The following is a 24,975-nucleotide window of genomic DNA, read 5'->3' as shown; positions in this document are numbered from 1 at the left end:
TACGCCATGCGGTCACGCGCGCAGATTGCCCGCCTGATCGACACTTCCGGCCTGATGCAGCGCCTCGCAGCCTTCGACCCGCACTGGGTCGGCTCGACGGCGCTGAACGTACACGACGAAGCACCTGACGTCGACCTGTGCTGCAGTTTCCTGCCCGGCCTCGAGGAGACGCGTGCGGCCGCGCGGGCCGCCGGCGAGAGCCTCGATGGCTTTGCGCTCACCGAGGAAACCTATGGCGGAAAGCCTTCGCGCATCCTCCGCTTCCGGCTGGACGGCCTGAAATTCGAGGCCTGGGGCCGGGCGCCCCCGGTCCTCGAGCACGAGTTCTGGAGATTTACACAGGTCGAGGCCCGGCTGCTGGCCTTGCACGGCGCGCCGCTGCGCCACTTCGTGCGCGCCCGCAAGGCGCTTGGCGCGGATACCGAAGGCGCCTTTGCGGCGGCCTTCGGTGTGCACACGGCCGTCCGCCCGACTTTGCTCGACTGGTTTGCACGCGATGATGCGTCACTCGCCCAATTGCAGTTTTCCGGCGGATCAGCATAGAGTGCCAGCATGCCGAGGGAGGTTGATGAGCGCAAGAAACGCGCCGCGCTGCGAAAGCTGCGCCGGGCCGCTGCGCTTGCCGAACAGGGCCTTGGCCCTCCGCTGACGGATTGGGAAATCGCATTTCTTGAAGAAGTGGAAGCGCGTGTCGAAAAGTTCGGCTCGGCCTTCGCCGATCCGATGAAGGGCGCCGAAGGCGAAGCGCTCTCGGGCCTCCAGCAGCTGAAGCTGAAACAGATCGACAAGAAAGCCCGCGGCAAGGAAACGCGGGGCTTCAAGACGAAGAAGCCGATGGGCCAGAAAAGGCCTGCGCCGCGCCAACCGCGCGAGCATGAAATGGACTCTGCCCCGCCCCCGCAGCCGGCTCCGCCTCCGGTCAAGTCACGCCCGGCCCTTGTCCCGACCAACGGCTCTTCCGGCGCCGGGAATGTCACCGCCCTGCGCCGCGCAAAGCCCAGCCTTACGGTGATCCAGGGCGGCGGAAAGAAAACAGAAAACTGATCGGCCATTTCAGCGTATAAAGACGCATGACCGAGACAAATGCCCCCGCCCTCGCCCGCTCTGTCCTTATCACCGGCGCTTCGACCGGGATCGGACGCGCCGCTGCCCATCATTTCGCCGCGAAAGGCTGGACGGTGTTCGCCGGCGTCCGCTCTGGCCAGGATGCCGCCGCGCTGGTTGATGGCGCATCCGGCGACCTTCGCCCTCTGATCTTTGACGTCACCAAACAGGACCAGGTGGATGCTGCGGTCGCGGCGGTTGGCGCGGCCCTCGGCAAGCGCCGCCTCACTGGCCTCCTCAACAATGCCGGCATTGCCAAGATGGGTCCGCTGGGCCTGCAGCCCCTCAAGGATTTCGAAGCGCATTTCGCCGTCAACGTGTTCGGCATGTTGCGCATGACGCAGGCCGCCCTTCCCCTGCTCGGATCGGACCCCGCACGCGAGGGCGCGCCGGGCCGGATCGTGACCATCACATCCGTCGGCGGACGGATCGCTGCGCCTTTCCTTGGCGCCTACACGGCGACCAAGCACGCCAACGAAGCGATGACCGACACACTGCGCCGGGAGCTCGCCATCTACGGCATAGACGCCATGGCTGTCGGCCCGGGATCCGTGCGCACACCGATCTGGGACAAGGCCGAAGCGGACAATTCGGGCGGCCCCTATGCGAACACGGACTGGGCGGACTCGCTGGAGATTTTTGAAAAGACGATGCTGGGCGGCGGCCGCACCGGACTGCTTCCGGAACAGATTGCCGCCGTGATCGAGCAGGCGCTGACCGATCCCAAGCCCAAGGCGCGCTATGCGCCGGTGCCGGACAAGTTGACGAACTTCACCATCCCAACGCTGCTACCAAAGCGCATCCTCGACCGCATCTTCATCTCGCGGTTCAAGCTGAACCGGCTCTGATCAGCTTTCAGGGCGCACCAGACCGGTCTGGAAGTGCTCAAGGCCCAGACGGCGTTCGTCGGCCGTCTGGCGTGTGCCCCGATAATCAGATGACGCCGTCACGGTGAACCCGGCCGCCTTCAACCGCGCGGCGATCGCTGCGCCGCGCCGCTCGGCCAGCGTGCGATTGAAGCGTTGGTCGCCATTACTGGACGCATGCCCCACGGCCTCTGCTGCGCCGGACTTCCAGCGCTGCAGCGCCCAGATACAATCCGACACAGCGGCCTCGCCTTCCGGTGCGATCTTGTCTGAACCCTCTTCGAAGGCGATGCGCGGCAGGTCGCCCTCCGGCGGCACGACTTCGATCTTCCAGTCGGGGAAATTCGCGGCGAGGGTCGCCTCCATGCTACGATAACCGGAAATTGCGATGCCGGCGCCGGGCGCAGCGATCAGCTTTGCGGTCATCGCCTCGGGGTCGATGTCGGCCGCCGTCACCGGAAACGGAATGGCGCGCCGAAGGTCCGACGCGGTCGCCTGCCTGGCACCGATGGCTTCCAGCTCGTGGATCTTCGCGCGCAGCGGCGCCGCCAGCGAGGCGTCCGCCATGCGCAGATAATCTTCCGCATCCTGACCTTTGTTCTCATCGATCAGCACCTGTGCAAGGCTGACGGAAACTGGCCGGCCGAGATAGTTCGACAGGTCCTTGGACAAGGTTGCTTCGGCATCCGGTACACGCTCATGCGTCAGGATGGTGGCGGCTACGCGGATATCGCCCTTGCGTGGCACCACAATGCCGACATCCGAGATGCGCGCTTCCTGACCTTCGAATGGCACAAGCAGCGTCGACTTCACCGTATTGATCGCCCGCGTCTCGTAGGCGATGTCGCGCAGGGCAAGGCCGAGCGGGATCGACAATGCCACGAACACGCCCACGATCAGCACGGTCTGCCAAGGTTGGTCATGCGTGCCGTGCGCGGTGCCGAAACCATAGATCTTGGACAGCACGGTCACCGACAGGGCGATGGCCAGAAGGTTTGTCATGAACAGAAAGAACGATCCGCCCGCGATCGCCATCGAGCCGACCGCGAGGCCAAAGCCGGTCACGGCGAGCGGCGGCATCAGTGCCGTGGCGATCGCCACGCCGACGATCGTCGCGCCCTGTCGCTGGATCACGGCATAGCCGCCCGCAAGGCCAGAGAAGATCGCCACCAGGAGGTCAAACAGGTTTGGCCGCGTGCGCGCGAGGATTTCCGGCGTCACTTCCGTCAGCGGCGAAAGCTTCACGATCAGGAACGAAATCGTCAGCGCCGCCAGCACGCCGCAGCCCATCGAGATAAACGCGCGGCGCATCGCCGGGATATCCAGGATCGTCAGCGAAAAGCCCATCAGCATGATCGGGCCCATCAGGGGCGAGATCAACATCGCGCCGATCACTACCGCCGGCGAGGACAGAAGCAGGCCGAGGATTGCGATGCCGCAGGACATCACCGCCATGAAGATGTAGCGGCCGGACAATTGCCCATCCGCGCGGACCTGTTCGATTACTTCTTCATGGCTCGTCTTGCGGGCGAGCAGGTACAGGAAAGCTTTGATCCGCTTTCGCGCGGCAGCCGTCCAGTCAGACAGCTTGCGTGTCTCTTCAGTCATGCGAAATCCTCAGGGCCTTCTGGCGCTGGGCCCCTTATACCCCCCCTTCTCTTCCATTTCATTAGCACGGCGCTCCTCAGGCGAATTCCGGCGCCGGCTTCATCGGGGTTTCGCCGCGCCCAGAGCGTCCAGATTGACCTCCAGTGTCGCCTGGAACTGGCGCGCACGAAGCATCTGAACGCTCGCGATCCGCTCCCATTCGTACCACAAGCATCCTGACGCCCCCGTCAACTTCGCTCTTGACGCCCCTCGCGGAAAGGCGGCGCATGTCGACCCGGAGCAAGCCACAAAATCGGGAGGATCAGATGGCAGATCTCAAAGGGAAGGTGGCCGTGATCACCGGCGCCGCAAGCGGCATCGGCCTCGCCGGCGTTGAAGTGTTCATTGCCGCCGGCGCGAAAGTCATCGCCGGAGACATCCAGGACGAAAAGGGCAAGGCGCTGGAAACGCGCTTCGGCCCGGACAAGCTGCGCTATGTCCATTGCGATGTAACCAACATGACCGAACTGGAAGCCATCATGGCCGCCGGCCCGAAATATTTCGGATCGCTCGACATCGTCTGGAACAATGCCGGCCATGGCGGCACGCCCACCACGGTGGAAGAACTGGACCTCGACGGCTACGACCACACGATGAACCTGCTCCTGAAGCAGGTCTTCGCCGGTACGAAGTTCGCCATTCCGCACATGAAGGAAAAAGGCGGCGCGATCATCAACACGTCTTCCATCAGCGCCGTCACGGCCGGCTATGCGCCGATCACCTATTCGGTCGCCAAGAAGGGCGTTGCGCACTTCTCCAAACTCGCCGCGGCCGAACTCTCGAAATACAAGATCCGCGTCAATGCGATCCTGCCGGGTTTCATCGCCACCTCGATCTTCGGCGCCTCGCTGGGACTGCCCCGCGAACAGGCCGACCAGATGGCTGAATTGCTGTCCCAGGCCGGCGGCAAGATGCAGCCCATCGGCCGCGTCGGCAAAGGGGCCGACATCGCTGAAATGGCCGCCTTCCTCGCTTCGGATGCGGCCGGCTTCATCACCGGCGGCGAATTCCTCGTCGATGGCGGCATGATGGTGGGCCCGCGTCACAGCTGGGACGAAACGGCTGCCAGCCCCCTGCTCGATTCGCTGGGCATCACACCCGAACAGGCTGAACAGATGCGCCTCGCGCAGGCCGCCGGTCAGGGCTGATCGGCAGCCCGGCGCGGCACGGCTTCGACCGCGAGCAACAGTTCGCCGAGCGACCCGGCTTCCCGAAACAGGTTGCCGCGGTCATCACTGAGGGCGTAGCCTGCCTCGGTCCGGGTGAGAGGGAAACGCCGCCAGTGCGTCAGTGTACGGAATATCCAGACAATCTCGGGCCGCTCGCCGGCCGCTGCCCATCCGGTCCACATATGGCTCGGCGGCAGGCTGCGCCACAGTCGGTCGATTTCGTCGATGTCATCAGGTGAAAAATCAGGCATGAGCAGCAACCGGCCCCCCTTGGCAGACCCATCAATACGGCGCCGGCCGCTGTCGGGCAATCTTCAGGGCGCGCTGTGGATGATCCTGTCCGGGGTTGGCTACACGCTGCACCTCGCCCTCGCCAAGGAGATCACGGCTGATATCCACCCGGTCTTCCTGGCCTTCTGGCGCAGTTTCCTGGCTTTCCTCTTCGCCGCGCCGCTGATCTGGTTCCTGCATGTCCGCATCCACACCGCCCGGTTCGGCGCTCTGGTCACCCGCAGCCTGATCGGCTCGGCGGGTTTCGTGTTCGGCCTGATCGCCATCTGGCCCAAATTCGGCCTGCCGCTGGCCGAGTTCAACGCCCTCAGTTTCACCCGCCCCCTGTTCGTCACGCTGCTCGCCATGTTCCTGCTGCACGAGAAGGTGGGCGTTCACCGCTCCACCGCGGTGATCGTCGGCTTCATCGGCGTGCTGGTGATGACCCTCCTGCCCGCCCTGATCGGCCAGGAGGGCGGCGCGCACTTCAATGCGGGCAGCGTCTTCGCCATCCTCTCCTCGCTCTGCTTTGCCTTCACCATCGTACTGGTGAAATCGCTGACCGGCGTGCACCAGCCCCTCGCCTTGCTGATCTGGGCAAACCTCCTTTCCTCGATCTTCATCCTGCCCGCCGCCCTCGCGGTCTGGGCCGTGCCCAGCAGCGGGGAATGGATTCAGATCGCCGGCATGGCCTTCTTCGGGGTCGTCGCGCAGTTTTGTTTCATCAAGGGCATGTCGGTCGGCGATGCGTCCTTCCTGTCGCCGATGGACTATCTGCGCCTGCCGATGGGCGCGACGGCTGACTGGTTCATGATCCGCGCCCTGCCCGGCATCTTCGTCTGGGCCGGCGCCGGCATCATCGTCGTCTCGACACTCTACATCACCTGGCGCGAGCACGTCCTGAACCGCGTGAAACCGCCCCAGCCCCCGAAGATCTGATACGGGAAAGGCGTCGCCAGGGGCCAGAACATGGCAGGCCCTTTCCGCTTGTGAACAACAAACAAATCGTTTATTGTTTACGAAACTCGGGGAGGGTTACAATGGCCAAAGTTCTCGTCACCGGCGCGACCGGCTTCATCGCCGGCCATGTCATACATCAGCTGGTGGAGGCCGGCCATGAGGTGACTGGAACGGCGCGTTCCGCCACCAAGGCCAACGCCCTCAACAAGACCTTGAGCGCCTATGCCGGCCACGACATCCGCGTCTCCATCCGCGCGGCGGACCTCTCAAGCGATGCCGGATGGGCCGAAGCCTGCGAGGGCATGGATTTTGTCCAGCACATCGCCTCCCCCATTCCGGCCAACCTGCCGAAGGATCCCGACGATCTGATCGTTCCGGCGCATGACGGCGCCCTGCGCGTCCTGAAGGCCGCGAAAGCTGCCGGCGTGAAGCGCGTCGTGATGACCTCCTCGATGGCCGCCGTCGCTTATGGCTGGGGTGACAAACGCCCCAAACTGCTGACCGAGGAACACTGGTCGGACTCGGGCAACCTCAAGGACAACACCGCCTATACGCGCTCCAAGACCATCGCGGAGCGCGCCGCCTGGGCCTATGTCAACGACGAAGGCAAAGGCCTTGAGCTGGTCACCATCAACCCCGCCGCCGTGCTCGGCCCAGTGATGAGCGGTGACTTCTCCGCCTCGGTCGAGATCCTCACCCAGCTGCTCTCCGGCAAGCTGCCCGGCACACCGCGCGTTGGCTTCGGCATTGTGGATGTCCGCGACGTTGCCTCAGCCCATGTGCTTGCGATGACCAACCCTGCCGCGGCCGGCGAGCGCTTCCTCGTCTGCGACAAGTTCATGTGGTTCTCGCAGGTCGCCGACACGCTGCGCGGCCAGCTGCCGCCCGCCTACGAGAAGAAACTGCCGAAGGGCGAGCTGCCGGGCTGGATGCTGAAACTGATGGCCAACATCAACCCCGCCGTGAAGCAGGTCATCCCGGAACTGAACCGCGAACGCAATGTCTCCAGCGAAAAGGCCAAACGCGTCCTCGGCTGGACCTGTCGCAGCGCCGAAGAAGCCATCATCTCGGGCGCCAAAAGCCTCATCGAACATAAGGCCGTCTAGCTCTTCGCAGCCTCTAAAAGTCGTACGTAATGCCCTTGCGCTCCCAGTCGCCGTAGCGTGTGGGCTCGACGCCCCTCGGGCCGCCTTTTTCGTCTATCGGCAGCGCAAGTTCGGCCCGTTTGCGGGCGTCGGCCTCTTCCAGCGCGCGGCGTGCGGCTTCCGGCAGTGCCGCCCGGCGGGCCGCCTCTTCGGCCGGCAGGCCTGCCGCGTTTGCCGCGTCGTCATCCGCCATTCGAGTCTTCCTGTTCCGTTTACGATTTCCCATATAGTCTGCGCGTAGCAGATTGTCCGCTGCGTCGTGTCGTCATTCCGCACCCAGACCAAGGAGACCGCTCACCCATGGGCACCGCCAAAACGTTCGTCCTTCTCGCCATCCTGACGGCCTTGTTCGTCGGAATAGGCTATCTGATTGGCGGCACGCTCGGCATGACCATCGCGTTTGCCGTCGCCGCGTGCATGAACATCTTCGCCTGGTGGAACTCCGACAAGATCGTGCTGCGCATGCAGGGCGCCCAGGAAGTGCCCGAAGGCACCTCAAACCCCATGCTGCGCGCCTTCCGCCAGGATGTGGCACGCCTCGCCGAGCGCGGCGGCCTGCCGGAGCCGAAGATCTATATCATCGACACGCCCCAGCCGAACGCCTTCGCCACCGGGCGCGATCCCCACCACGCTGCCGTCGTCGCCACCACGGGCCTGCTCAGCCTGCTCACCCGGGAGGAAGTCGCCGGCGTGATGGCGCACGAGCTCGCCCATGTGAAGAACCGCGACACCCTCACCATGACCGTCACCGCCACCCTCGCCGGCGCGATCGGCATGCTGGCAAACTTCGCCCTCTTCTTCGGCCCGCGCGATTCCGAGGGCCGCTCCAATCCCATCGCCGGGCTCGCGATCATGATCCTCGCCCCGCTGGCCGCCGGTCTCGTGCAGATGGCCATCAGCCGCTCACGCGAGTATGAGGCCGACGCGCACGGCGCCGAAATCTGCGGCAACCCGCTCTGGCTCGCCTCGGCGCTGGAGAAGATCGAGCGCGGCGCGCGCGCCCAGATCAATCCGTATGCAGAGCGCACGCCGGCCATGGCCCATATGTATATTTCCAATCCCCTGAACGGCCGGGGCGTCGACAATTTCTTCTCGACCCATCCGTCGACGGCCAACCGGGTCGAAGCCCTGCGCCGTCTTGCCGGCGAAATGGGCGTCACCGAGATGCGCAGCGCCGAACTCACCCCGCGCCGCACGGCTGGCCCATGGGGCTGATCCTGACGCCTGCCCGCATCGGCGCCGGCGCATGAGCGGCGCCGGATCGCGGCTGGCCGCCGCCGAGCTCCTGCATCTGACGATCGACAAGCGCCGCACGCTCGACGAAGCGATGACCCTGTCGGACACCTATAACGAACTGGAAGGCTCCGACCGTGGCTTCGCCCGCGCCATTGCGTCGGCGGGCCTGCGCCATCTCGGCTGGATCGACCGGACCGTGCAGCCGTTCCTGTCCCGCCCGCTTGCCGCCACCGGCGTCGAAATCCGCGCGCTGATCCGCGCCGGCGCCGCGCAGATCTGGTTCCTCGACGTTGCCCCCCACGCCGCCGTCAATGCCACGGTCGATGCCGCCCGCCTGTCGCGCGGCTCGCGCTCCGGCGGAAGCTTTCTCAACGCCGCCCTGCGCCGCGTCTCCGAAGCCGCCCCGCCCGCGACCGTTCTGGCACCCGAATCGATCTGGCCGGACTGGCTCAGCGCCGCCTTCGTCGACAGTCTGGGTACGGACGGCGCCCGCGCACTCGCCGAGGCCCAGCGCCAAGAGCCGGCGCTCCACCTGACCGCCAAAGGCTCACCCGAAGACCTCGCCGCCCTTGTTGCCGGCACCCGCCTGCCCTCCGGATCCGTCGAAGCGCCCGGCGGCGCGGTCGAGGACCTGCCCGGCTATGCCGACGGTCAATGGTGGGTGCAGGACCAGGCCGCCGCCCTTCCCGCGAAACTGCTTGCGGCGGCGCCCGGCGAGGCCGTGCTCGACCTCTGCGCCGCGCCCGGCGGCAAGACACTGCAGCTGGCCGCGACCGGCGCCCTCGTCACGGCGCTCGACCGGTCGGCGCCGCGTCTGGAACGGCTGAAGGAAAACCTCTCCCGCACAGGCCTTTCGGCGGAGGTCATTGTCGCCGATGCCGAAGCCTGGGATCCCGGCCGGACATTCCACAAGATCCTGCTCGACGCCCCCTGCTCAGCCCTCGGTACCCTGCGCCGCCACCCGGAAGGCGCCTGGATCAAGACCGAGGCCGATGTCGCGCGGTTTCCCGGCGTTCAGGCGCGGCTGCTCGCCGCAGCAGCCAACCTCCTCGCGCCCGGCGGCACGCTGGTCTACTGCGTCTGCTCGCCGATCGCGGCCGAAGGGCGCGACGTGGTCAATGCTGCGGTAACCAATGGCAAGCTTGTCAGGCGGCCCGTTCCGCCCGCCGAATGCCCAGGTTTCGAGGATTGCGTCACCCCGGACGGCGACGTGCAGACCCTGCCAGGCCCCTCACGGGATTGTGACGCCTTCTATATCGCCCGATTGGCCGCGTCCGGCGTTTAGCCGTCAAATGAACGCAATTCCCAGCGAGAATTCATGTCCTATTCAGGCGGTTACGGGCTATATGGCCCCATCGCAGGTATGCAATGCGAAAGGAAGACTTCGAATGATGATGCAGCTTTCTGCACACTCGGCCACGCGTAAAGCGATTGCTGGCGCCATGGCTGCCCTGACACTGGCCCTCGCCGGCTGTGCCAACTCCTACGGGACCGGCACCACGAGCTCGCGCTCGGTCGGCCAAGCCTCCACTGTTTACACCGGCGTCGTCACCTCGGCGCGCGAAGTGATCATCAAGCCGGATCGCTCGATCATCGGCGCCGCCACCGGTGCTGTGCTCGGCGGCCTCGCGGGCTCCGAGCTTGGCGGCGGCGACAAGGCCCAGACGGCCGGTGCCATCGGTGGCGCAGTACTCGGCGGCATGGCCGGCAACGAAGCCGGCAAGGCGGTCGGTACCCAGCGCGGCTATGCCTACATCGTTCGCTTCGACAATGGCGAAGTGAAAGAGATCGTCCAGGGCGCCGACATCTACATCCAGCCGGGCACCCCGGTCAGCGCCATCGCCGGCGCGGATGGCTGGAAGCTGATTCCCCGGTACATCCGGGCAAAGGCCTGACAATCGGACAGCCGGCTGCCTTGTGCAGCCGGCTGTTCCCTTTTAGGGATTGAGGATGAGCAAGGTCCTCATTTCCCCTTCGATTCTCTCCGCTGACTTCGCAAAGCTCGGCGAGGAAATCCGCGCCATCGACGCCGCCGGGGCCGACATGATCCACGTCGACGTGATGGACGGGCATTTCGTGCCCAACCTCACCTTCGGCCCGCCGGTGATCGAGAAGCTCCGCCCGCACACGAAAAAGCCGTTCGACGTACACCTGATGATCGCGCCGGTGGATCCCTTCATCGCCGCCTTCGCCAGGGCTGGCGCCGACATCCTCACGGTTCATCCGGAATCCGGCCCGCACCTGCATCGCACCCTCCAGGCCATCCGCGCCGCCGGCATGCGCCCGGGCGTCGCGCTCAATCCGGGCACACCGGCCAGCGTGATCGAACCCGTGATCGACGACATCGACCTCGTGCTGGTCATGTCGGTGAACCCCGGCTTTGGCGGCCAGAGCTTCATCACCAGCCAGCTGCGCAAGGTCGAACAATTGCGCCGCATGATCGACGCTACCGGGCGCGACATCCTCCTCGAAATCGATGGCGGCCTGAATGCCGAGACGACCCCGAAGGCGATCGCCGCCGGGGTGACGGCCGTGGTCGCCGGCTCCGCCGTTTTCCAGGGCGGCCCGTCTGCCTATGCCAGCAACATCGAGGCGCTGCGCCCCAAGGTTCGGGTTTGAGAGCCGCTTAAATTGGACGGCCAGGACTTGTCAGACATCGGCGAAGAGTTTCAGGCAGACCGGACACGGACGAGCAGCGATGACGCTGCCCTCTGGCGCCGCTTCCGCGGTGTCGCCGGGGAAGACGCCAAGGTCTCCACGCTGCAGAAGCTGAAGCTCACCGGATCGGCGCCCACCGCCTACAGCCTGCACCTGAAAAACCTTCTGCCCCCGGACGACCGGCGCGGCGAGGCCTTGCTGCGCGATATCTGGCGTATCGGCCAGCAGCGTATCGTGCTCCAGCCCGGCCAGTCGCCCTGGAGCGTCGAGATGCCCTCGCGCCATTTCGCCGACCGGGTGCACCGGTTCGGCTGGGCCTGCGACCTCGCGCAGGGCGAGGCCGGCAAGGCGCGCCTGATCGCGCTGACCGATGACTGGGTGTCGAAATTCGGCAAGTTCCACGGCTTTGCCTGGCGCCTCGAGCCCACCACCAGCCGCTGCTGGAACTGGCTGCGCTGCGGCCCGGACCTGCTGGAAGCGGGCGACGACGACGTCCGAACTGCACGCCTCGAAAGCCTGTCGCGCCAGCTGCGCTACATCCAGGAAACCCTCGGCGCGGCCAATGATCCGAAATCGCGCTGGCTCGGCGCCGTCGTCCTCGTTGCCGGCTCGCTCTGCCTGCGCGCCGGCTCGGGTCTCGGCGATGCGCTGGACCGGCTCGAAGCCGAATGCACCGCGCAGATCCTGCCCGATGGCGGCCATGTCACGCGCAGCCCCGCCCATGTCCTGACCGCGCTGATCCACCTGCAGACCCTGTCCGACGCCCTGCAGCGCGCCGGCCGCCCGGTGCCGGACTGGATGGACCGCTGGATCCCCCGCATCGGCGCCATGCTCGCCTTCTTCCAGGCCGGCGACGGCGCCCTCAACACGTTCCATGACGGCGACGAGTCGCGCCCCGAAGTAGTGAACGCCGCGCTCGACCGCCTGTCTGCACCGCCGCGCAAGTTCATGTTCGCGCCGAAGTCCGGCTTCCAGAAAGTCGAGAAGGGCGACCTGCGCCTCGTGCTCGATTGCGGCGAGGCCCCGCCCCGCCCCTTCGGCGACCATGCCCGCGCCGGGGCCCTCGGCTTCGAGCTGTCCGACGGCCCCGCCCGCATCGTCACCTCCTGCGGCTACTCGGCCGAAGTGAATGTCGACTGGCAGGCCGCCGTACGCCGCACCTCGGCTCACTCCACCCTCATCCTCGGCGGGCGCGATTCGGGCGTCTTCATCGTCAATGACGAAACCCGACTGCGGGCCCTGATCGGCCCGGAAGGCATCGCCGCCAAACGCCTTGAGGAGGCCGCCGAGATCTGGCTCGACGCCCAGCATGCCGGCTACAAGGCCGCTTACGGCCTGCTCCATCGCCGCCGCATCTTCATCTCCGGCGAGGGCGACCGGCTGACCGGCGAGGACTCCCTCGTCCGCCCCGTCGCCCAGACCCCCGCCGACGACAAGAAGCCGATCCCCTTCGAGATCCGCTTCCACCTCCACCCCACCGTCACCGCCATGATGGGCAAGGATGCCATCCGCCTGATGTGCGACACCGGCCATGTCTGGCGCTTCCGCACCAGCCACGAGGGCGCGCGCCTCGAAAAGACGGTCTACCTCGCCCGCGGCATCGTCGAGCAGCCCGAACAGATCGTGCTCGCCGGCTTTGCTGATCCGAACGGCGATGGCAGCCAGCCCCCCAACTGCATCCGCTGGGCCTTCGTCCGCGAGGCCTGAGCGGCATTCCGGCAGCTTGACCCCCGCGCCTTCCGTGCTAGGCCCCGCGCAAGCCGCCCACGGAGCCCCGCCATGTCCGCCCCCCTCAAGATCCGCCGCGCCCTGATCTCCGTGTCCGACAAGACCGGCCTGATCGACCAGGCCACCCGCCTTCGCAGCCACGGCGCGGACCTCATCTCCACCGGCGGCACCTCCAAGGCCCTCAAGGAGGCCGGCCTCCCGGTCATGGACGTCGCCGAGCTCACCGGCTTCCCGGAAATGATGGACGGCCGCGTTAAGACGCTCCATCCGATGGTGCACGGCGGCCTCCTCTTCCTGCGCGACAATGACCAGCACGTCGCCGACGCGCGCACCCACGGCATCGCTCCGATCGACCTGATCTACGTCAACCTCTACCCCTTCGAGGCCACCGTCGCCTCCGGCGCGGATTTCGAAACCTGTATCGAGAACATCGACATCGGCGGCCCCGCCATGCTGCGCGCCGCCGCCAAGAACTACGCCTTCGTCGCCGTCTGCACCGACACGTCCGATGTAGACGCCGTCCTCGCTGAGCTCGATGCGAACGGCGAAGTCTCCCCCGGCACGCTGCGCCGTCTCGCCGCCAAGACCTACGCGCGCACCGCCGCCTATGACGCCGCCATCTCCGGGTGGTACGCCCGCCAGATCGGCGAGGCCGCACCCGACTGGGCCGCCCTCGGCGGCCGCCTCCAGCAATCGCTCCGCTACGGCGAAAACCCCCACCAGAAGGCCGCCTTCTACGTCACGGGCGAGAAACGCCCGGGCGTCGCCACCGCGCGCCAGCTGCAGGGCAAGGAACTCTCCTACAACAACATCAACGACACCGACGCCGCCTATGAGCTGATCGGCGAGCTGGGCAGCGAAACCCCCGCCGTCGCCATCATCAAGCACGCCAATCCCTGCGGCGTCGCCCTCGGCAGCTCCATCATCGACGCCTACACTAAGGCGCTCGCCTGCGATCCCACCTCCGCCTTTGGCGGAATCGTCGCGCTGAACCGTCCGCTGGACGAGGCGACCGCGAAAGTGATCACCGACATCTTCACTGAAGTTGTCATCGCACCCGGCGCCGACGCCGCCGCTGAGGCGATCTTCGCCAAGAAGAAAAACCTCCGCCTGCTGATCACCGACGGCTTGCCCGACCCTGCCGCCCCCGGCATCTTCGCCAAGACGGTCGCCGGCGGCTTCCTGCTGCAGGACCGCGACGCGGGCCGCATCACCAAGGCAGACCTGAAGGTCGTCACCAAGCGCGCGCCGACCCCGCAGGAACTGGAAGATCTCCTCTTCGCCTGGCGCGTGGCCAAGCACGTCAAGTCGAACACGATTGTCTATGCGAAAGACGGCATCACTGCCGGCATCGGCGCCGGCCAGATGAGCCGCATCGATAGCGCCCGCATCGCCGCCCGCAAGGCCGAAGACGCTGCCGAAACGGCCGGCTGGGCCGAGCCGCGCACCAAGGGCTGCGTCGCGGCCTCAGACGCCTTCTTTCCGTTCCCGGACGGTCTCCTCCAGGCCGCCAGCGCCGGCGCCACCGCCGTCATCCAACCCGGCGGCTCCATCCGCGACGACGAAGTCATCGCCGCCGCCGACGAAGCGGGTCTCGCCATGGTGTTCACGGGGACGCGGCACTTCCGGCATTAAGGCATCTGCACTCCTCATCCACCCGAGGATGGGTGCAGTGGCGCGGCCTGGTCTCTTGGACCATGATCCTGCCCGCGCCTCTCCTTGCAGAGCTCAAGCGCCTTGCCGCGCAGAAGCACGACGGTTTGAAAGGCTTCGTGCTGGCGAACGGTGCGCTGGGGCAATCCTAGGAAGACTGCGAGGCGCAAGCCTCAGGCGAACGCTTCCGTCAGCTTGCGGACAATCTCCTGCCGCACCTTCCAGCTGAGCCAGGCCTTGTCCATGCGCGACAGCCAGTGCGAGTTCACCGCCGATTGCTCGGCGCCGAGCACCCTCGGCTTCGGCAAGACGCGCTGGCCCATCACTTCGGCCACATGGGCCATCTCTTCCGGGCTCGCGAAGTTGAGCTCATGGCCGCGATGTTCCAGCGTCCAGAGTGGATACCCCTTCCCCGCCACCGGCGCCGGAAAGGGCGGCTCGAACTGCGATGCGGTATGGAAGGGCCCGTCCAGCGGCCTGTGCACGAACCGGCTCACCGGCGTGCGCGGCGGCTCAGCCACATGCTCCAGCCGCAGGCGCATCGGCGGGTCAGTTCAGCGGCGGCCAGCCCCAGGGCGCGGGCGGCGGCGCCACGGGTCTGGTTGTGTCAAACTCGACGCGCAGGAAGCGCTCCGGCCGCTTCAGCTCATAGGCAAAAAAATTCGCAGATGGATCAATCTCCACCGCCCAGACATTCGCCTTCGATACCGGGATGCCCTCGGCATCGAACAGCGCCTTGGTTGCCTCGTCCGCCGGGAACTCCTGGCGCAGCGCGTCCGGCGGCGTGACGGCAAAACCGCCATACATCGTCAGCACGTCCGGCTCGCCGTCCTCGTGCCGGTGATCGTGGCGCAGCTCCCACGCCTCGCCCACCTGCATCAATACCCAGGTGCGCGAGCGGTTCTCGCCGACATGGAGGGGAATCTCGACAAGGCCGGGTTCACAGCCGCGCACATGCATCACCAGTCGCTCGGTGCGCCACAGGTCGTCCTGGCTGTCCGTGGTCACGATACGGCCTTCGAAGGCCTGCCCGCACAGGGGTTGCAATGCGGCTTCGAAGGCAGACACAGGCGAGGCGGCCGGCGCGCTCGCGCACGCGGTTACGGCAAGGGCGAAGGCGGGGGCAACAAGGGACAGTCTGAACAACATGAAGCCCAGCCTAGTAGGGCCGGGCTTCAAAGGAAAGGAGGTGGAAACCGGATCAGGCCGGGTTCGGCGAGGGATCGATGCCCGGGCGCTTGCGCTTGCCGATCACCGGCACGGCCGAGGACGGTCCGGAATCATCTTCCGAAGCGTCCGGCCGGGTCGGCGGAACGCCCTTGATGATGTTGGCGATCTCTTCGCCCGAAAGGGTCTCGTATTCGAGCAGCGCGGTCGCCACCGCTTCCCAGTCGGCGCGGGATTCGGTCATGATCCGACGGGCATCTTCCTTGCCCTGTTCGATCAGTTTGCGGACTTCTTCCTCGATCTTGCGCGAGGTGTCTTCCGAGATGTGCGAGGACTGCATCAGCTGCTGGCCGAGGAACACGTCGCCCTGGTCCGAGCCGTAATCGACCGGGCCGATCAGGTCCGAATAGCCCCAGCGGGTGATCATCGCACGGGCGAGGCGGGTCGCCTGCTGGATGTCGCTGGCGGCGCCGGCGGTCACATTGTCGAGGCCAAATTTCAGCTCCTCGGCAACCCGGCCGCCCATGATGATGGCGAGGCGCGAGGTCATCTCGACCTTGGACATCGACAGCTTGTCGTCTTCCGGCAGCTGCATGACCATGCCGAGCGCGCGGCCGCGGGGAATGATCGTTGCCTTGTGCACCGGGTCGGCCGCGGGAACCTTCATCGCCACGATGGCGTGGCCGGCTTCGTGCCAGGCGGTGAGTTCCTTCTCCTTCTCGGACATCACCATCGAGCGGCGCTCGGGGCCCATCAGGACCTTGTCCTTGGCGTCCTCGAACTCGGCCATGGCAACGACACGCTTGCCGCGGCGGGCGGCGAGAAGTGCAGCTTCGTTGACAAGGTTCGCAAGGTCCGCGCCGGAGAAGCCGGGCGTACCGCGCGCAATCGTCTTGGTCTCGACATCCTTGGCCAGCGGCACGTTGCGCATATGGACCTTGAGGATCTTCTCGCGGCCGATGATGTCCGGATTGCCCACCGTGACCTGACGGTCGAAGCGGCCCGGACGCAGGAGTGCGGGATCGAGCACGTCAGGGCGGTTGGTGGCCGCCATGATGATAATGCCTTCATTGGCCTCGAAGCCGTCCATTTCGACGAGCAGCTGGTTGAGCGTCTGTTCGCGTTCGTCATTGCCGCCGCCGAGGCCGGCGCCGCGCGAACGGCCGACCGCGTCGATCTCGTCGATGAAGATGATGCAGGGTGCGGAGCGTTTGGCCTGTTCGAACATGTCGCGCACGCGGCTCGCACCGACGCCGACGAACATTTCGACGAAATCCGAGCCAGAGATGGTGAAGAAGGGCACGCCAGCCTCCCCCGCGACGGCGCGGGCGAGCAGCGTTTTACCGGTGCCGGGCGGGCCGACCAGCAGCGCGCCTTTCGGGATCTTGCCGCCGAGGCGCTGGAACTTGGACGGATCCTGAAGGAACTCGACGATCTCCTGCAGCTCTTCCTTGGCTTCGTCGACGCCGGCGACGTCATCGAAGGTCACGCGGCCATGTTTCTCGGTGAGGAGACGTGCGCGCGACTTGCCGAAGCTCATCGCCCCCCGCGTACCGCCGCCCTGCATCTGGCGCATCATGAAGAACACGAAAGCGACGATCAGCACGATCGGCAACAGCGACAACAGGACCGAAGCCACATTGTTGCGGCCGACATCGGCTTCGACGTTGAAGGGCACGTTGTTGTCGCGCAGCACCTGTTCGGTCGTCATGTCGAGCGCGCGGATCTCGCTCTTCATCTTCTGGCCGTCGGAGGTTGTGACGACCAGCTGCGTGTCGCCGAGCGTGGCGTCGGCAAGCTTGCCTTGTTCGGCAAGGGTGTAGATGTCCGACAGGCGTACCGGCTTGGCACGGTCGATTTCCGGGTTGCCCCCCATCATCACGGCCATTCCGATGACCAGAAGCGCCAAAGCGCCCCAAACGGCAAGGTTACGAACGTTCATGGCAGGTCTCGCGAAAAGGAAACGGGTTCTGGAGAGAAGATAGGCGTCAAACCCTGCAAAAACGACTCCTTTCCTGTAACTCCGGTGAATTCTTGCGGAGAATTGAGGAAAAGCCTTCGAAAACAGTCAATCCGGGCTTCCAGAACTACTGGATCGGGCGTGTTTCCGGGGCTTCCGGGATCGGGTGAAAATGTCACGGCCCCGCGCGACGGGCGCAGCCGGACCCGGCCCAGCGTGGCGCCCCGGAAGCCGGCGGTGTCGAGAAGGCGCGCCGCAAGGCCGGCCAGGCTGGCGGACCTGGGGGGCGTTTCATGACCGCCGGCGCATTGGATCAGCACGCCGAGCCCGCGTGCGGCGCGCTCGGGCGGAAGGCCGTCGAACCGGGCGGCGATGTGCCCGGCGGGCGTGACACGGACCGCGCGGGCAAGCCAGCGGGCAAGCGCGGCATCTTCGAGATGGCGCAACAGCGCGAACTGCTGCTGGCAGGCGAGCACGCGCCGGGTGCGTTCCGGCGCACCGGTGAGCAGCGCGCGCACGCGGACCCGCTCGAAGGCAAGATTGGCGTTGGAGGGATCCTCCGCCCAAACTTCGCCCTGCCCTGTCAGCCACTGGCGCAGGTCCGCACGGAACGCGCCAAGCAGCGGGCGCACGATCCAGGCGCCCTGCCCTTCCGGCCAGACCGGGGACAGGGAAAGCGGCCGCATGCCCGCCAGACCATACCAGCCGGAGCCCTGGCGGGCGCGCATCAGGACGGTTTCAGCCTGGTCGTCAGCGGTGTGTCCGGTGAGGAGCAGCTGGCCGCCGAGGCGGCGCAGGGCCGATGCGAGCAAGGCGTGCCGGGCGCGGCGCGCGGCAGACTGACGGGGCGCAGGGTCGGTCCAAATGAGTGTCGTGTGCGACAGGCCGAGGCGGCGCGACGCGGCGGCTACCTGCCGGGCTTCGGCGGCCGAACCCTCGCGCAGGCGATGGTCGACGGTGAACACGTGGAGGGCGGCGCTGTGATCGGTGGCCCAGCGACGGGCGAGATGCAGCAGCGCGGTGGAATCGCTGCCGCCGGAAACAGCAAGGCCAACCGGCCCCGCGTGCACATCCGCCGGGACCGCATCAAGCGCGGCGGTGAATCGTGAGATCAGACCTAGTTCTTGCACCCGGACCGGGTCCGCTCGACGGCGGCGATATCGCGCACGACCTTGGTCGCATCCGGATAGCGCTTGGGCAGCGTATCGAGCGCGGTGCAGGCTTTCTCGGTTTCACCGAGGAAGCGCATGGCGCGGGCGAGGCGCACGAGGGCATCGGGCGCGCGCACATCGTCCGGGTACGACCGGATCATGGTCGTGTAGGCAGCGCCGCTGTCGGCATAGGCCTGCTGCTGGTGGAGGGCTTCGCCCAGCCAGAAATAGGCTTCGCCGGCTTGCGGGTCCTTGCCGAACTGGTCAATGAAGGCGCGGAAGGCTTCTTCGGCGCCGGCATAGTCGAGGCGTATCAGGCGGGCCTTGGCTTCGGCGAACAGGGCGCCGGCTTCGCCCGGAAGCTGGCTGGCGGGCAGCGTGCCGAGCGATCCTTCGGGCAGCGCGCTGCCGGTGGCGAGCTGGGCGGGGCCGGAACTGTCGATGCCGCGGCCGTTCGACTGGGGCTGGGCCAACGCGAAGCCTTGCGGGGCGCCCGTATCGCCGAGCGCCGAATAGGTCTCGATCGGCTCGGGCTCCGGCTCGATGCCGAGCATCATCTGCATCGCGGCGATGGCGCGGGCCTGCTTGTCGACCTGCTGGCGCAGGGCGGCCGCGTCGCGCGCCAGTGTTTCATTGTCCGTAAGCAGATCGTTGTTGGCATCGCGGGTGCGGCTAAGCTCGAACTCGAGCGCCTCGACGCGACCATTGACGTTGCTGAGCTGGGTTTCAAGACGGTTGACCTGGATCAGGAGATCAGCAGCGGCCTGGCGAGCCTGATCGACCTGGACGGAAAGGTCGCCGGTGGTGACGCCCTTGGTGATCGGCGCCCGGCTGGGCGTCATCACCACCTGGGCGGTGGACGGCACGACCAGCAGGCCGGCAAGGGCAAAACTCGTCAGGGCAGCTTTCATCATGGCGGGAGAACTCCGGGCGGTAAGCAACAGGTCAGCGAGCGTGGCACTAAAAGGAACAGCCGGGGCCAAATTATGGCGCCCGGCTGCCCGATTGTACTGCTTGAGCAGTCAGACTTAGCTGGTGGCGCCCGAAACGATCTGGGTCCAGCCGTTGCGGTTCAGGGCCCAGGACTGGTCGTCGGAACCGGCAACCACCGGACGTTCCTTGCCATAGGACACGGTGTCGATGCGCGAAGCGCTGACGCCGAGGCTGACCAGGTATTCCTTCACGGCGTTGGCGCGGCGCTCACCGAGGGCGAGGTTGTATTCGCGCGTGCCGCGCTCGTCGCAGTTGCCGGCGATGAGAACGCGGACGTTCGGGTAGGATGCCAGCCAGGCAGCCTGACGCTGCAGGATCGCCTGGTCGTCAGAGTCGAGCCGGTACTGGTCGAGGTCGAAATAGACGCGCTCGCCAACGTTGACGCGGAAATCTTCCAGCGAGCCCGCGGCGATCGAGGATTCGACGACCGGGTCTTCCTTGATCACGACAACTTCTTCAGCCGGAGGGGTGACCACTTCTTCGACCGGAGTCGTGTCTTCGACCGGTTTCGGCTTCGAGGCGCAGGCGCCCGTGGCAAGAAGCACGGCGGCAGCAGTAACTTTGAGGATTGTTTGCATGTTGTCGGGGCTCCTAAGGATTTGGTCGACGCGCTGGCTAGTTAGGAGAAAGAACTTTCTGTCCCCTCAACGACCCAACAATTAATTCCATAATCTGGCTGAATTGGGACGACAATGGAATGTCGCACGAAATTCGGCAGAATTATAGTGTCGGTCAACGGGTTAGCAGACTGCCGGCAGGCAGCCTGCTAAATTCGGAGTAATGTGCAGTTACTGCAACAGCGGCGACCAGGCCGGGTCGGACGCGTCTGTCTGGGTAACAAGGCGGCGTTCGTTGCGGCCTGAAAGGTCAACCGAATAGAGCTGCGGCGGAGCGCCGGGACGCCCTTCGCGGAAGTAAACAATCACACGCCCGTTGGGGGACCAGTCCGGACCTTCATCGAGGTAGGCCTCGGTCAGAAGGCGCTCGCCTTTGCCGTCCGTGCCGATGACGCCGATATAGAACTTGCCGCCTTCCTGCTTGGTGAAGGCGATCAGGTCGCCGCGGGGGGACCAGACAGGCGTGGAATAACGCCCCTTTCCGAAGGTGATCCGGCAGGCGACATCGCGGCCACCCGACGGGCAGGCGCGCTGCGAACCGTCCGTGTTCATGATGTAGAGCTGGGGCGAGCCGCCCCGGTCGGAGTTGAACACGACCGACTTGCCGTCCGGCGACATCGAGGGCGAGGTGTCGATCGCCGGATGGTCGGTCAGGCGGCTCGATTCCCGCGTGCGCAGGTTCATGATGTAAATGTCGGTATTTCCGCGCTGGGCCTGGCTGAGCAGGACTGACTGGCCATCACGCGAGAAGCGCGGGGCGAAGGTCATGCCGGGGAAATTGCCGAGCAGTTCCTGGCGGCCGGTCTCGATGTTGAAGAGATAGACGCGCGGCTTGCCACCTTCGAACGACATGTAGGTGATTTCCTGCGCCGAAGGGCTGAAACGCGGAGTCAACACGGTCGAGCGGCCGGAGGTCAGATATTGCTGGTTGGCGCCGTCGCTGTCCATGATCGCGAGGCGTTTGACGCGGTCGGTCTTGGGGCCGGTTTCGGCGATGTAGACGATGCGTGTGTCGAAATACGGATCTTCACCGGTCAGGCGGGTGTAGATCGAGTCCGCGATCTTGTGGGCGATGCGGCGCCAGTTCTCCGGCGTGGTGGTGAGACGGCGGCCCGGCTCGCCGTTGATACGCATCAGCTCGCCGCCATAGATGTCCCAGAGGCGGAAGGAGACGGCGACCTTGCCGTCCGGCAGGTCTTCGAAGGCGCCGACGACGAGGCCTTCGGTGCGGATGATCTTCCAGTCCGCGAAGCGCGGCTCGGCATTGATGGTCTGGTCCTTCTGGATGAAGGAGGCCGGGTTCTGCAGGTCGAACAGGCCGGTGGAGGCGAGATCGGAGCGGACGACTTCGACGATCTGCCGGGCGAGTTCGGAATTGGTGCCGGTGACCTGGAAGTCCGGAATGGCGATGGGGGTCGGTTTGAAGTTGCCCTCGTCGACGCGCACGCGCAGCTGCGCCGAGGCCGGCGCGGCAAGGCCGACCGCAATCAGCAAGACGGCGAGGAAGTGCCGGAGATAGTTCATGGCCCGGTGGTTCATTCCTTCAGACTCCTTTTCCTGTTCCGAACTGCGCTCAGCCCTGTTTCGGGCCAATCGTCACTTCGATTTCTTTCCATTGCTCATACGAATCTTCGGGGAGATTGTAAGGCGCGCATTTGCTGACCGCGCGGAAGGCGAGGTCATAGGCGAGGCCCGAGCGGCCGACGGGGCGTGAGCGGGGGCTGACCGGTTTGGCATTCTCCGAGAGCGAACCATCGCGCTCCAGTTTCATGCTGATGGTCACATCGATCTGGTCTTCCTTCGGAAGGTCTTCGATGCCGCGCCAGCAATATCCGATCTGACGGCGGAGCGAGGCCTGCAGCGAGGCCGTGTTGCCGGTCTTGTCGCCTACCCCTTCCCGGTCGCGGTCGGCATTGCCGAGGGCGGGACGGTCCGGCGTGTCGGTGGCCGTCTTGCGCGGCGTGGTCTGACGTTTGTCCTGCAGCGCCTTGTCGAAATCATCGAGGAAGGCGAGGTCGTCCTTCTTCGGCTCTTTCTTGGGCGGGTCTTTCTTGACCAGGGGCTCCGGTTTCCTTTCCGGTTCCTTCTTCGGTTCCGGCTTTTTCTCGGGCTCGGGCTTGGCCGTCGGATCGGGAACGGGCACGGCGTCTTCCGGCTCGGCGGCGGCTTCGGGCGGCGGGGTTTCGGGTTGGGTTTCCTCGACTTCCGGCTCGGGCGGAAGGGCCTCGTCCACGGGGTCGGGCGCCTTGCGCAGCTCGGTGACATTGGAGACGAGGCCGACATCCTCGAAGTCGATTGGCAGGTCAGCGGTGGCGGCGCATTGCGGCAGGGCGATCACGATCTCGATGGAACGGATGCCGGGATTCTCGCGGCGCAGGCGCTCGATGGCCTTGTCGCAGTCCGATTGCGACTGCGGCCACGACATCATCGCCATGGCCAGTACGCTGGCATGGACGAGTGTCGAGATGGCGACGCCGCGAAACATCAGGCGGTGGGGTTCCCTTCGGGACTATTTCTTCTGTTCGGTGATGAAGGACATGCGCGTGTAGCCGGCGCGGCGGATTTCGGCGGTGACTTCCATCACCCGGCCATAGGGCACGTCCTGATCCGCATAGAGATAGATCTGCTTGTCATAGCCTTCGCCGATGATGGCGGAGAGCTGTGTGGCGAGATTGGCCGTATCGACCTCCGTCTGCTGGACGAGGACCGTGCCATCGGCGCGCACCCAGAGCGTGAGCGGAGCGTCGTTGGCTTCGGATTTCAGCGGGGCGGAGGTGGTCTTCGGCAGGTTCACCTCCTCGCCGCGGATCAGGAGCGGCGCGGTGACCATGAACACGATGAGCAGCACGAGCATGACGTCCACGAAGGGCGTGACATTGATCTCGGCATTGAGCGCGCGCCGGCCGCGCCGCCCGCCTTTTCCGCCAGAACCGAGGATGAGACCCATGGCGCCCTAGTCCCGCGTTGCGTCGGAGGCCCGGCGCGAGAGGCGCACGAGGACATCCTGGGAGAAGGTGTCGAGCTGGTCGCCAAGCTTGGTCAGGTCGGAGGTGAACTTGTTGTAGAAGATGACCGCCGGGATGGCCGCGACCAGGCCAAGGCCGGTGGCGAAGAGGGCTTCGGCGATCGGGCCGGCGACGGTGCCGAGGCTGGTGTCCTGGGCTTCGGCGATGTTGAGGAAGGCGTTCATGATGCCCCAGACCGTGCCAAACAGGCCGATGAAGGGCGAGGCCGAACCGATGGTGGCGAGCACCGAGAGGCCGTTGCCGGCAAGGCTGAGCTCGCGGTCAACCGCGGCGCGCATGGAACGTTCGGCGCGCATGACGATGGCGGAGGCTTCGGCGGGCGTCGGCAGCGCGCGGCCTGCATCCTGCCATTCCCGGGCGCAGGAAACGAAAACGCGGCTGGCGGGATCCTTGCCCCCCTGCCCGGGGCGCAGGTCGAACTCGCCGGCGCGGCCGCTCCAGAAGGCTTCCTCGAAGGCGCGCGAGGCCTTTTTCAGGGCGCCCAGCGAAAACAGCTTCTCGCCGATCACAACCCAGGACCAGATCGAGGCGAGCAGCAGGATGCAAAGGACCAGCTTCACGACAATGTCGGCTTCGCCCAGCAAGGTGAACAGCGAAAACTCGCTGCTGCCGGTAACATTGCCGATGGATTCGGTTTCCATGAACGAGGTGTCTCCCAAACTTCATCCGGGCAGGGTGTGCCCGCGGGCGTGGCGGTATCAGGATTCGGTCCTGCGCACTGCGCAAGTGGCCGCATGTCTGCGACCCTCTTTCGAGTCCAAATCCGGCAGAAACACGGCGCGTTGCGCCCTTTACGCAGTCACCTCGACCTTAAAAGCCAAGGGTTAAGCTTTCGTGGCCGACTGTTAACCGTGACGGCCCCCGCCAGCGGGCGGAAACGTACGGCAGATACGAAAACGGGGCCCCTTCAGGGACCCCGCACGTTTGCCTTCGGGAGGCGGGTTTCGGATCAGTCGAGAGCGGCGATTTCATCGCGGGCGGCCGCCAGGATTTCCGCGATGCGGGTGAGGCGCGCTTCGCTGGCCGCGGGATCGCGCGCGGCGGTTATCACCGCATGGCGTAACCGGTGCATGGCGGTGCGCACATCGGCCGGATCGGCTTCGTCCTCGCCGCTCAGCAGACCGGCCAGGCGGGCCTGGATCGCGGCGATAGCGGCCGCTTCACGGACGAGTTCGGCCTGGCCCTCTTGCGTGATGTGGAAGGTTTTCTTGCCGTCATCGGTGCGCACGATGGCCCAGCCTAGATCCTGGATGATCTCGAGCGCGGGATAGATGACCCCGGGGCTCGGCTTGTAGGTGCCGCCGGTGCGGGCCTCGATTTCCTGGATCAGGTCATACCCGTGGCGCGGGCTTTCCGCGATCAGGCTGAGGATCAGGAGGCGCAGGTCGCCGTGCCCGAGCGGGCGCGGACCCCTGCCCCGGCCCATGCCGCGGCGGTGGGCGCCCATACGGTGCATTTTCATGTGCCAGCGTTCGCGGCGGTGGTGGTGGGAATGGTCGTGCATGAAGCCTCCTGCGTGGCGGCGCCGATGGCAGCCGGCCTCATCATTTTCGGGGGTTGAGCTGTTCATCGATACTCCATTTTTGATATATCGAATTTAGATATATCGAAACTCTAGATATTTT

The 24,975-nt window shown here is 65.9% G+C and carries 26 protein-coding genes; 12 read left to right on the top strand and 14 right to left on the bottom strand.

Features of this window, described 5'->3' with window-relative positions:
* Nucleotides 1-6: 6 nt before the first annotated feature.
* The 3 genes from GC148_RS08510 to GC148_RS08500 are packed head-to-tail and all read left to right on the top strand — an operon-like array spanning nt 7 to nt 1,952.
* Nucleotides 7-543, top strand: coding sequence for a DUF4269 domain-containing protein (locus GC148_RS08510; RefSeq protein WP_291070247.1), 537 nt, complete (start codon nt 7-9; stop codon nt 541-543).
* Between the two features lie 9 nt (nt 544-552).
* Nucleotides 553-1,044 (top strand): hypothetical protein, encoded by a 492-nt coding sequence (locus GC148_RS08505; protein ID WP_291070246.1) that lies wholly within the window; start codon nt 553-555, stop codon nt 1,042-1,044.
* Nucleotides 1,045-1,070: 26 nt separating this feature from the next.
* Nucleotides 1,071-1,952: an SDR family NAD(P)-dependent oxidoreductase gene (locus GC148_RS08500; RefSeq protein ID WP_291070245.1), complete on the top strand. Its 882-nt coding sequence runs from the start codon at nt 1,071-1,073 to the stop codon at nt 1,950-1,952.
* On the opposite strand, the gene GC148_RS08495 is transcribed toward GC148_RS08500, so the two are convergent.
* Nucleotides 1,953-3,578: a DUF389 domain-containing protein gene (locus GC148_RS08495; protein WP_291070244.1), complete on the bottom strand. Its 1,626-nt coding sequence runs from the start codon at nt 3,576-3,578 to the stop codon at nt 1,953-1,955. It lies immediately after the preceding gene.
* A gap of 305 nt (nt 3,579-3,883) precedes the next feature.
* Here GC148_RS08495 and GC148_RS08490 point away from each other — a divergent pair, with 305 nt between their 5' ends.
* Nucleotides 3,884-4,765 carry an SDR family NAD(P)-dependent oxidoreductase gene (locus GC148_RS08490; protein WP_291070243.1) on the top strand — a complete coding sequence of 294 codons (882 nt, stop codon included), beginning with the start codon at nt 3,884-3,886 and terminating at the stop codon, nt 4,763-4,765.
* Here the strand turns inward: GC148_RS08490 and GC148_RS08485 are convergent.
* Entirely contained in the window at nt 4,756-5,037 is a 282-nt protein-coding gene (locus GC148_RS08485; protein ID WP_291070242.1) for a hypothetical protein, read from the bottom strand. The two genes, GC148_RS08490 and GC148_RS08485, sit on opposite strands and share 10 nt — an antisense overlap.
* Before the next feature lie 19 nt (nt 5,038-5,056).
* Between GC148_RS08485 and GC148_RS08480 the strand changes: the two genes are divergently transcribed.
* Together GC148_RS08480 and GC148_RS08475 are read left to right on the top strand one after the other, a co-directional pair.
* Complete coding sequence (locus tag GC148_RS08480) at nt 5,057-5,995, top strand: DMT family transporter (protein WP_291070241.1); 939 nt, start codon at nt 5,057-5,059, stop codon at nt 5,993-5,995.
* Between the two features lie 101 nt (nt 5,996-6,096).
* Nucleotides 6,097-7,122 carry an aldehyde reductase gene (locus GC148_RS08475; protein ID WP_291070240.1) on the top strand — a complete coding sequence of 342 codons (1,026 nt, stop codon included), beginning with the start codon at nt 6,097-6,099 and terminating at the stop codon, nt 7,120-7,122.
* A gap of 13 nt (nt 7,123-7,135) precedes the next feature.
* Here GC148_RS08475 and GC148_RS08470 read toward each other — a convergent pair whose 3' ends face one another.
* Entirely contained in the window at nt 7,136-7,354 is a 219-nt protein-coding gene (locus tag GC148_RS08470) for a DUF1674 domain-containing protein (protein WP_291070239.1), read from the bottom strand.
* A 107-nt stretch (nt 7,355-7,461) separates the two neighbouring features.
* On the opposite strand from GC148_RS08470, the gene htpX reads away from it, so the two are divergent.
* The 6 genes from htpX (at nt 7,462) to purH (ending at nt 14,418) form a co-directional block, all read left to right on the top strand.
* Nucleotides 7,462-8,376: a zinc metalloprotease HtpX gene (gene htpX, locus GC148_RS08465; RefSeq protein ID WP_291070238.1), complete on the top strand. Its 915-nt coding sequence runs from the start codon at nt 7,462-7,464 to the stop codon at nt 8,374-8,376.
* Between the two features lie 31 nt (nt 8,377-8,407).
* Nucleotides 8,408-9,682, top strand: a complete 1,275-nt coding sequence (locus GC148_RS08460; protein ID WP_291070237.1) for a transcription antitermination factor NusB — start codon at nt 8,408-8,410, stop codon at nt 9,680-9,682.
* Between the two features lie 103 nt (nt 9,683-9,785).
* Nucleotides 9,786-10,292 carry a glycine zipper 2TM domain-containing protein gene (locus tag GC148_RS08455; RefSeq protein WP_291070236.1) on the top strand — a complete coding sequence of 169 codons (507 nt, stop codon included), beginning with the start codon at nt 9,786-9,788 and terminating at the stop codon, nt 10,290-10,292.
* Between the two features lie 55 nt (nt 10,293-10,347).
* Nucleotides 10,348-11,016 (top strand): ribulose-phosphate 3-epimerase, encoded by a 669-nt coding sequence (rpe, locus tag GC148_RS08450; protein WP_291070235.1) that lies wholly within the window; start codon nt 10,348-10,350, stop codon nt 11,014-11,016.
* 27 nt (nt 11,017-11,043) lie between these two features.
* Nucleotides 11,044-12,762: a heparinase II/III family protein gene (locus tag GC148_RS08445; protein WP_291070234.1), complete on the top strand. Its 1,719-nt coding sequence runs from the start codon at nt 11,044-11,046 to the stop codon at nt 12,760-12,762.
* A 72-nt stretch (nt 12,763-12,834) separates the two neighbouring features.
* On the top strand, nt 12,835-14,418 hold the full coding sequence (purH, locus tag GC148_RS08440; protein WP_291070233.1) for a bifunctional phosphoribosylaminoimidazolecarboxamide formyltransferase/IMP cyclohydrolase: 1,584 nt from the start codon (nt 12,835-12,837) through the stop codon (nt 14,416-14,418).
* A 191-nt stretch (nt 14,419-14,609) separates the two neighbouring features.
* On the opposite strand, the gene GC148_RS08435 is transcribed toward purH, so the two are convergent.
* The 11 genes from GC148_RS08435 to GC148_RS08385 all read right to left on the bottom strand — a co-directional run bounded on the left by GC148_RS08435 (nt 14,610) and on the right by GC148_RS08385 (nt 24,854).
* Nucleotides 14,610-14,978, bottom strand: coding sequence for a hypothetical protein (locus GC148_RS08435; protein WP_291070232.1), 369 nt, complete (start codon nt 14,976-14,978; stop codon nt 14,610-14,612).
* 7 nt (nt 14,979-14,985) lie between these two features.
* On the bottom strand, nt 14,986-15,585 hold the full coding sequence (locus tag GC148_RS08430; RefSeq protein WP_291070231.1) for a hypothetical protein: 600 nt from the start codon (nt 15,583-15,585) through the stop codon (nt 14,986-14,988).
* Nucleotides 15,586-15,637: 52 nt separating this feature from the next.
* Nucleotides 15,638-17,545 carry an ATP-dependent zinc metalloprotease FtsH gene (gene ftsH / locus GC148_RS08425; RefSeq protein WP_291070230.1) on the bottom strand — a complete coding sequence of 636 codons (1,908 nt, stop codon included), beginning with the start codon at nt 17,543-17,545 and terminating at the stop codon, nt 15,638-15,640.
* Entirely contained in the window at nt 17,542-18,693 is a 1,152-nt protein-coding gene (gene tilS, locus GC148_RS08420) for a tRNA lysidine(34) synthetase TilS (protein ID WP_291070229.1), read from the bottom strand. The genes ftsH and tilS overlap by 4 nt, the downstream gene beginning before the upstream one ends.
* Nucleotides 18,681-19,628, bottom strand: a complete 948-nt coding sequence (gene ybgF, locus GC148_RS08415; protein WP_291070228.1) for a tol-pal system protein YbgF — start codon at nt 19,626-19,628, stop codon at nt 18,681-18,683. Before ybgF ends, tilS begins: the two co-directional genes overlap by 13 nt.
* Nucleotides 19,629-19,742: 114 nt before the next feature.
* Nucleotides 19,743-20,285, bottom strand: a complete 543-nt coding sequence (gene pal, locus GC148_RS08410) for a peptidoglycan-associated lipoprotein Pal (protein WP_291070227.1) — start codon at nt 20,283-20,285, stop codon at nt 19,743-19,745.
* Nucleotides 20,286-20,495: 210 nt separating this feature from the next.
* Nucleotides 20,496-21,863, bottom strand: coding sequence for a Tol-Pal system beta propeller repeat protein TolB (tolB, locus tag GC148_RS08405; protein ID WP_291070226.1), 1,368 nt, complete (start codon nt 21,861-21,863; stop codon nt 20,496-20,498).
* Between the two features lie 34 nt (nt 21,864-21,897).
* On the bottom strand, nt 21,898-22,809 hold the full coding sequence (locus GC148_RS08400) for a hypothetical protein (RefSeq protein ID WP_291070225.1): 912 nt from the start codon (nt 22,807-22,809) through the stop codon (nt 21,898-21,900).
* 24 nt (nt 22,810-22,833) lie between these two features.
* Nucleotides 22,834-23,271 carry an ExbD/TolR family protein gene (locus tag GC148_RS08395; protein ID WP_291070224.1) on the bottom strand — a complete coding sequence of 146 codons (438 nt, stop codon included), beginning with the start codon at nt 23,269-23,271 and terminating at the stop codon, nt 22,834-22,836.
* A gap of 6 nt (nt 23,272-23,277) precedes the next feature.
* Nucleotides 23,278-23,991: a MotA/TolQ/ExbB proton channel family protein gene (locus tag GC148_RS08390; RefSeq protein ID WP_291070223.1), complete on the bottom strand. Its 714-nt coding sequence runs from the start codon at nt 23,989-23,991 to the stop codon at nt 23,278-23,280.
* Nucleotides 23,992-24,299: 308 nt separating this feature from the next.
* A complete protein-coding gene (locus GC148_RS08385; protein WP_291070222.1) occupies nt 24,300-24,854 on the bottom strand; it encodes a PadR family transcriptional regulator in 555 nt (184 codons plus the stop codon).
* Between the last annotated feature and the right edge of the window lie 121 nt (nt 24,855-24,975).

This window comes from Hyphomonas sp. (assembly GCF_016125515.1).
Classification (GTDB): Bacteria; Pseudomonadota; Alphaproteobacteria; order Caulobacterales; family Hyphomonadaceae; genus Hyphomonas.
The sequence above is the reverse complement of the archived record's forward strand: the minus strand, read 5'-3'. Positions and strand labels throughout refer to the sequence as shown.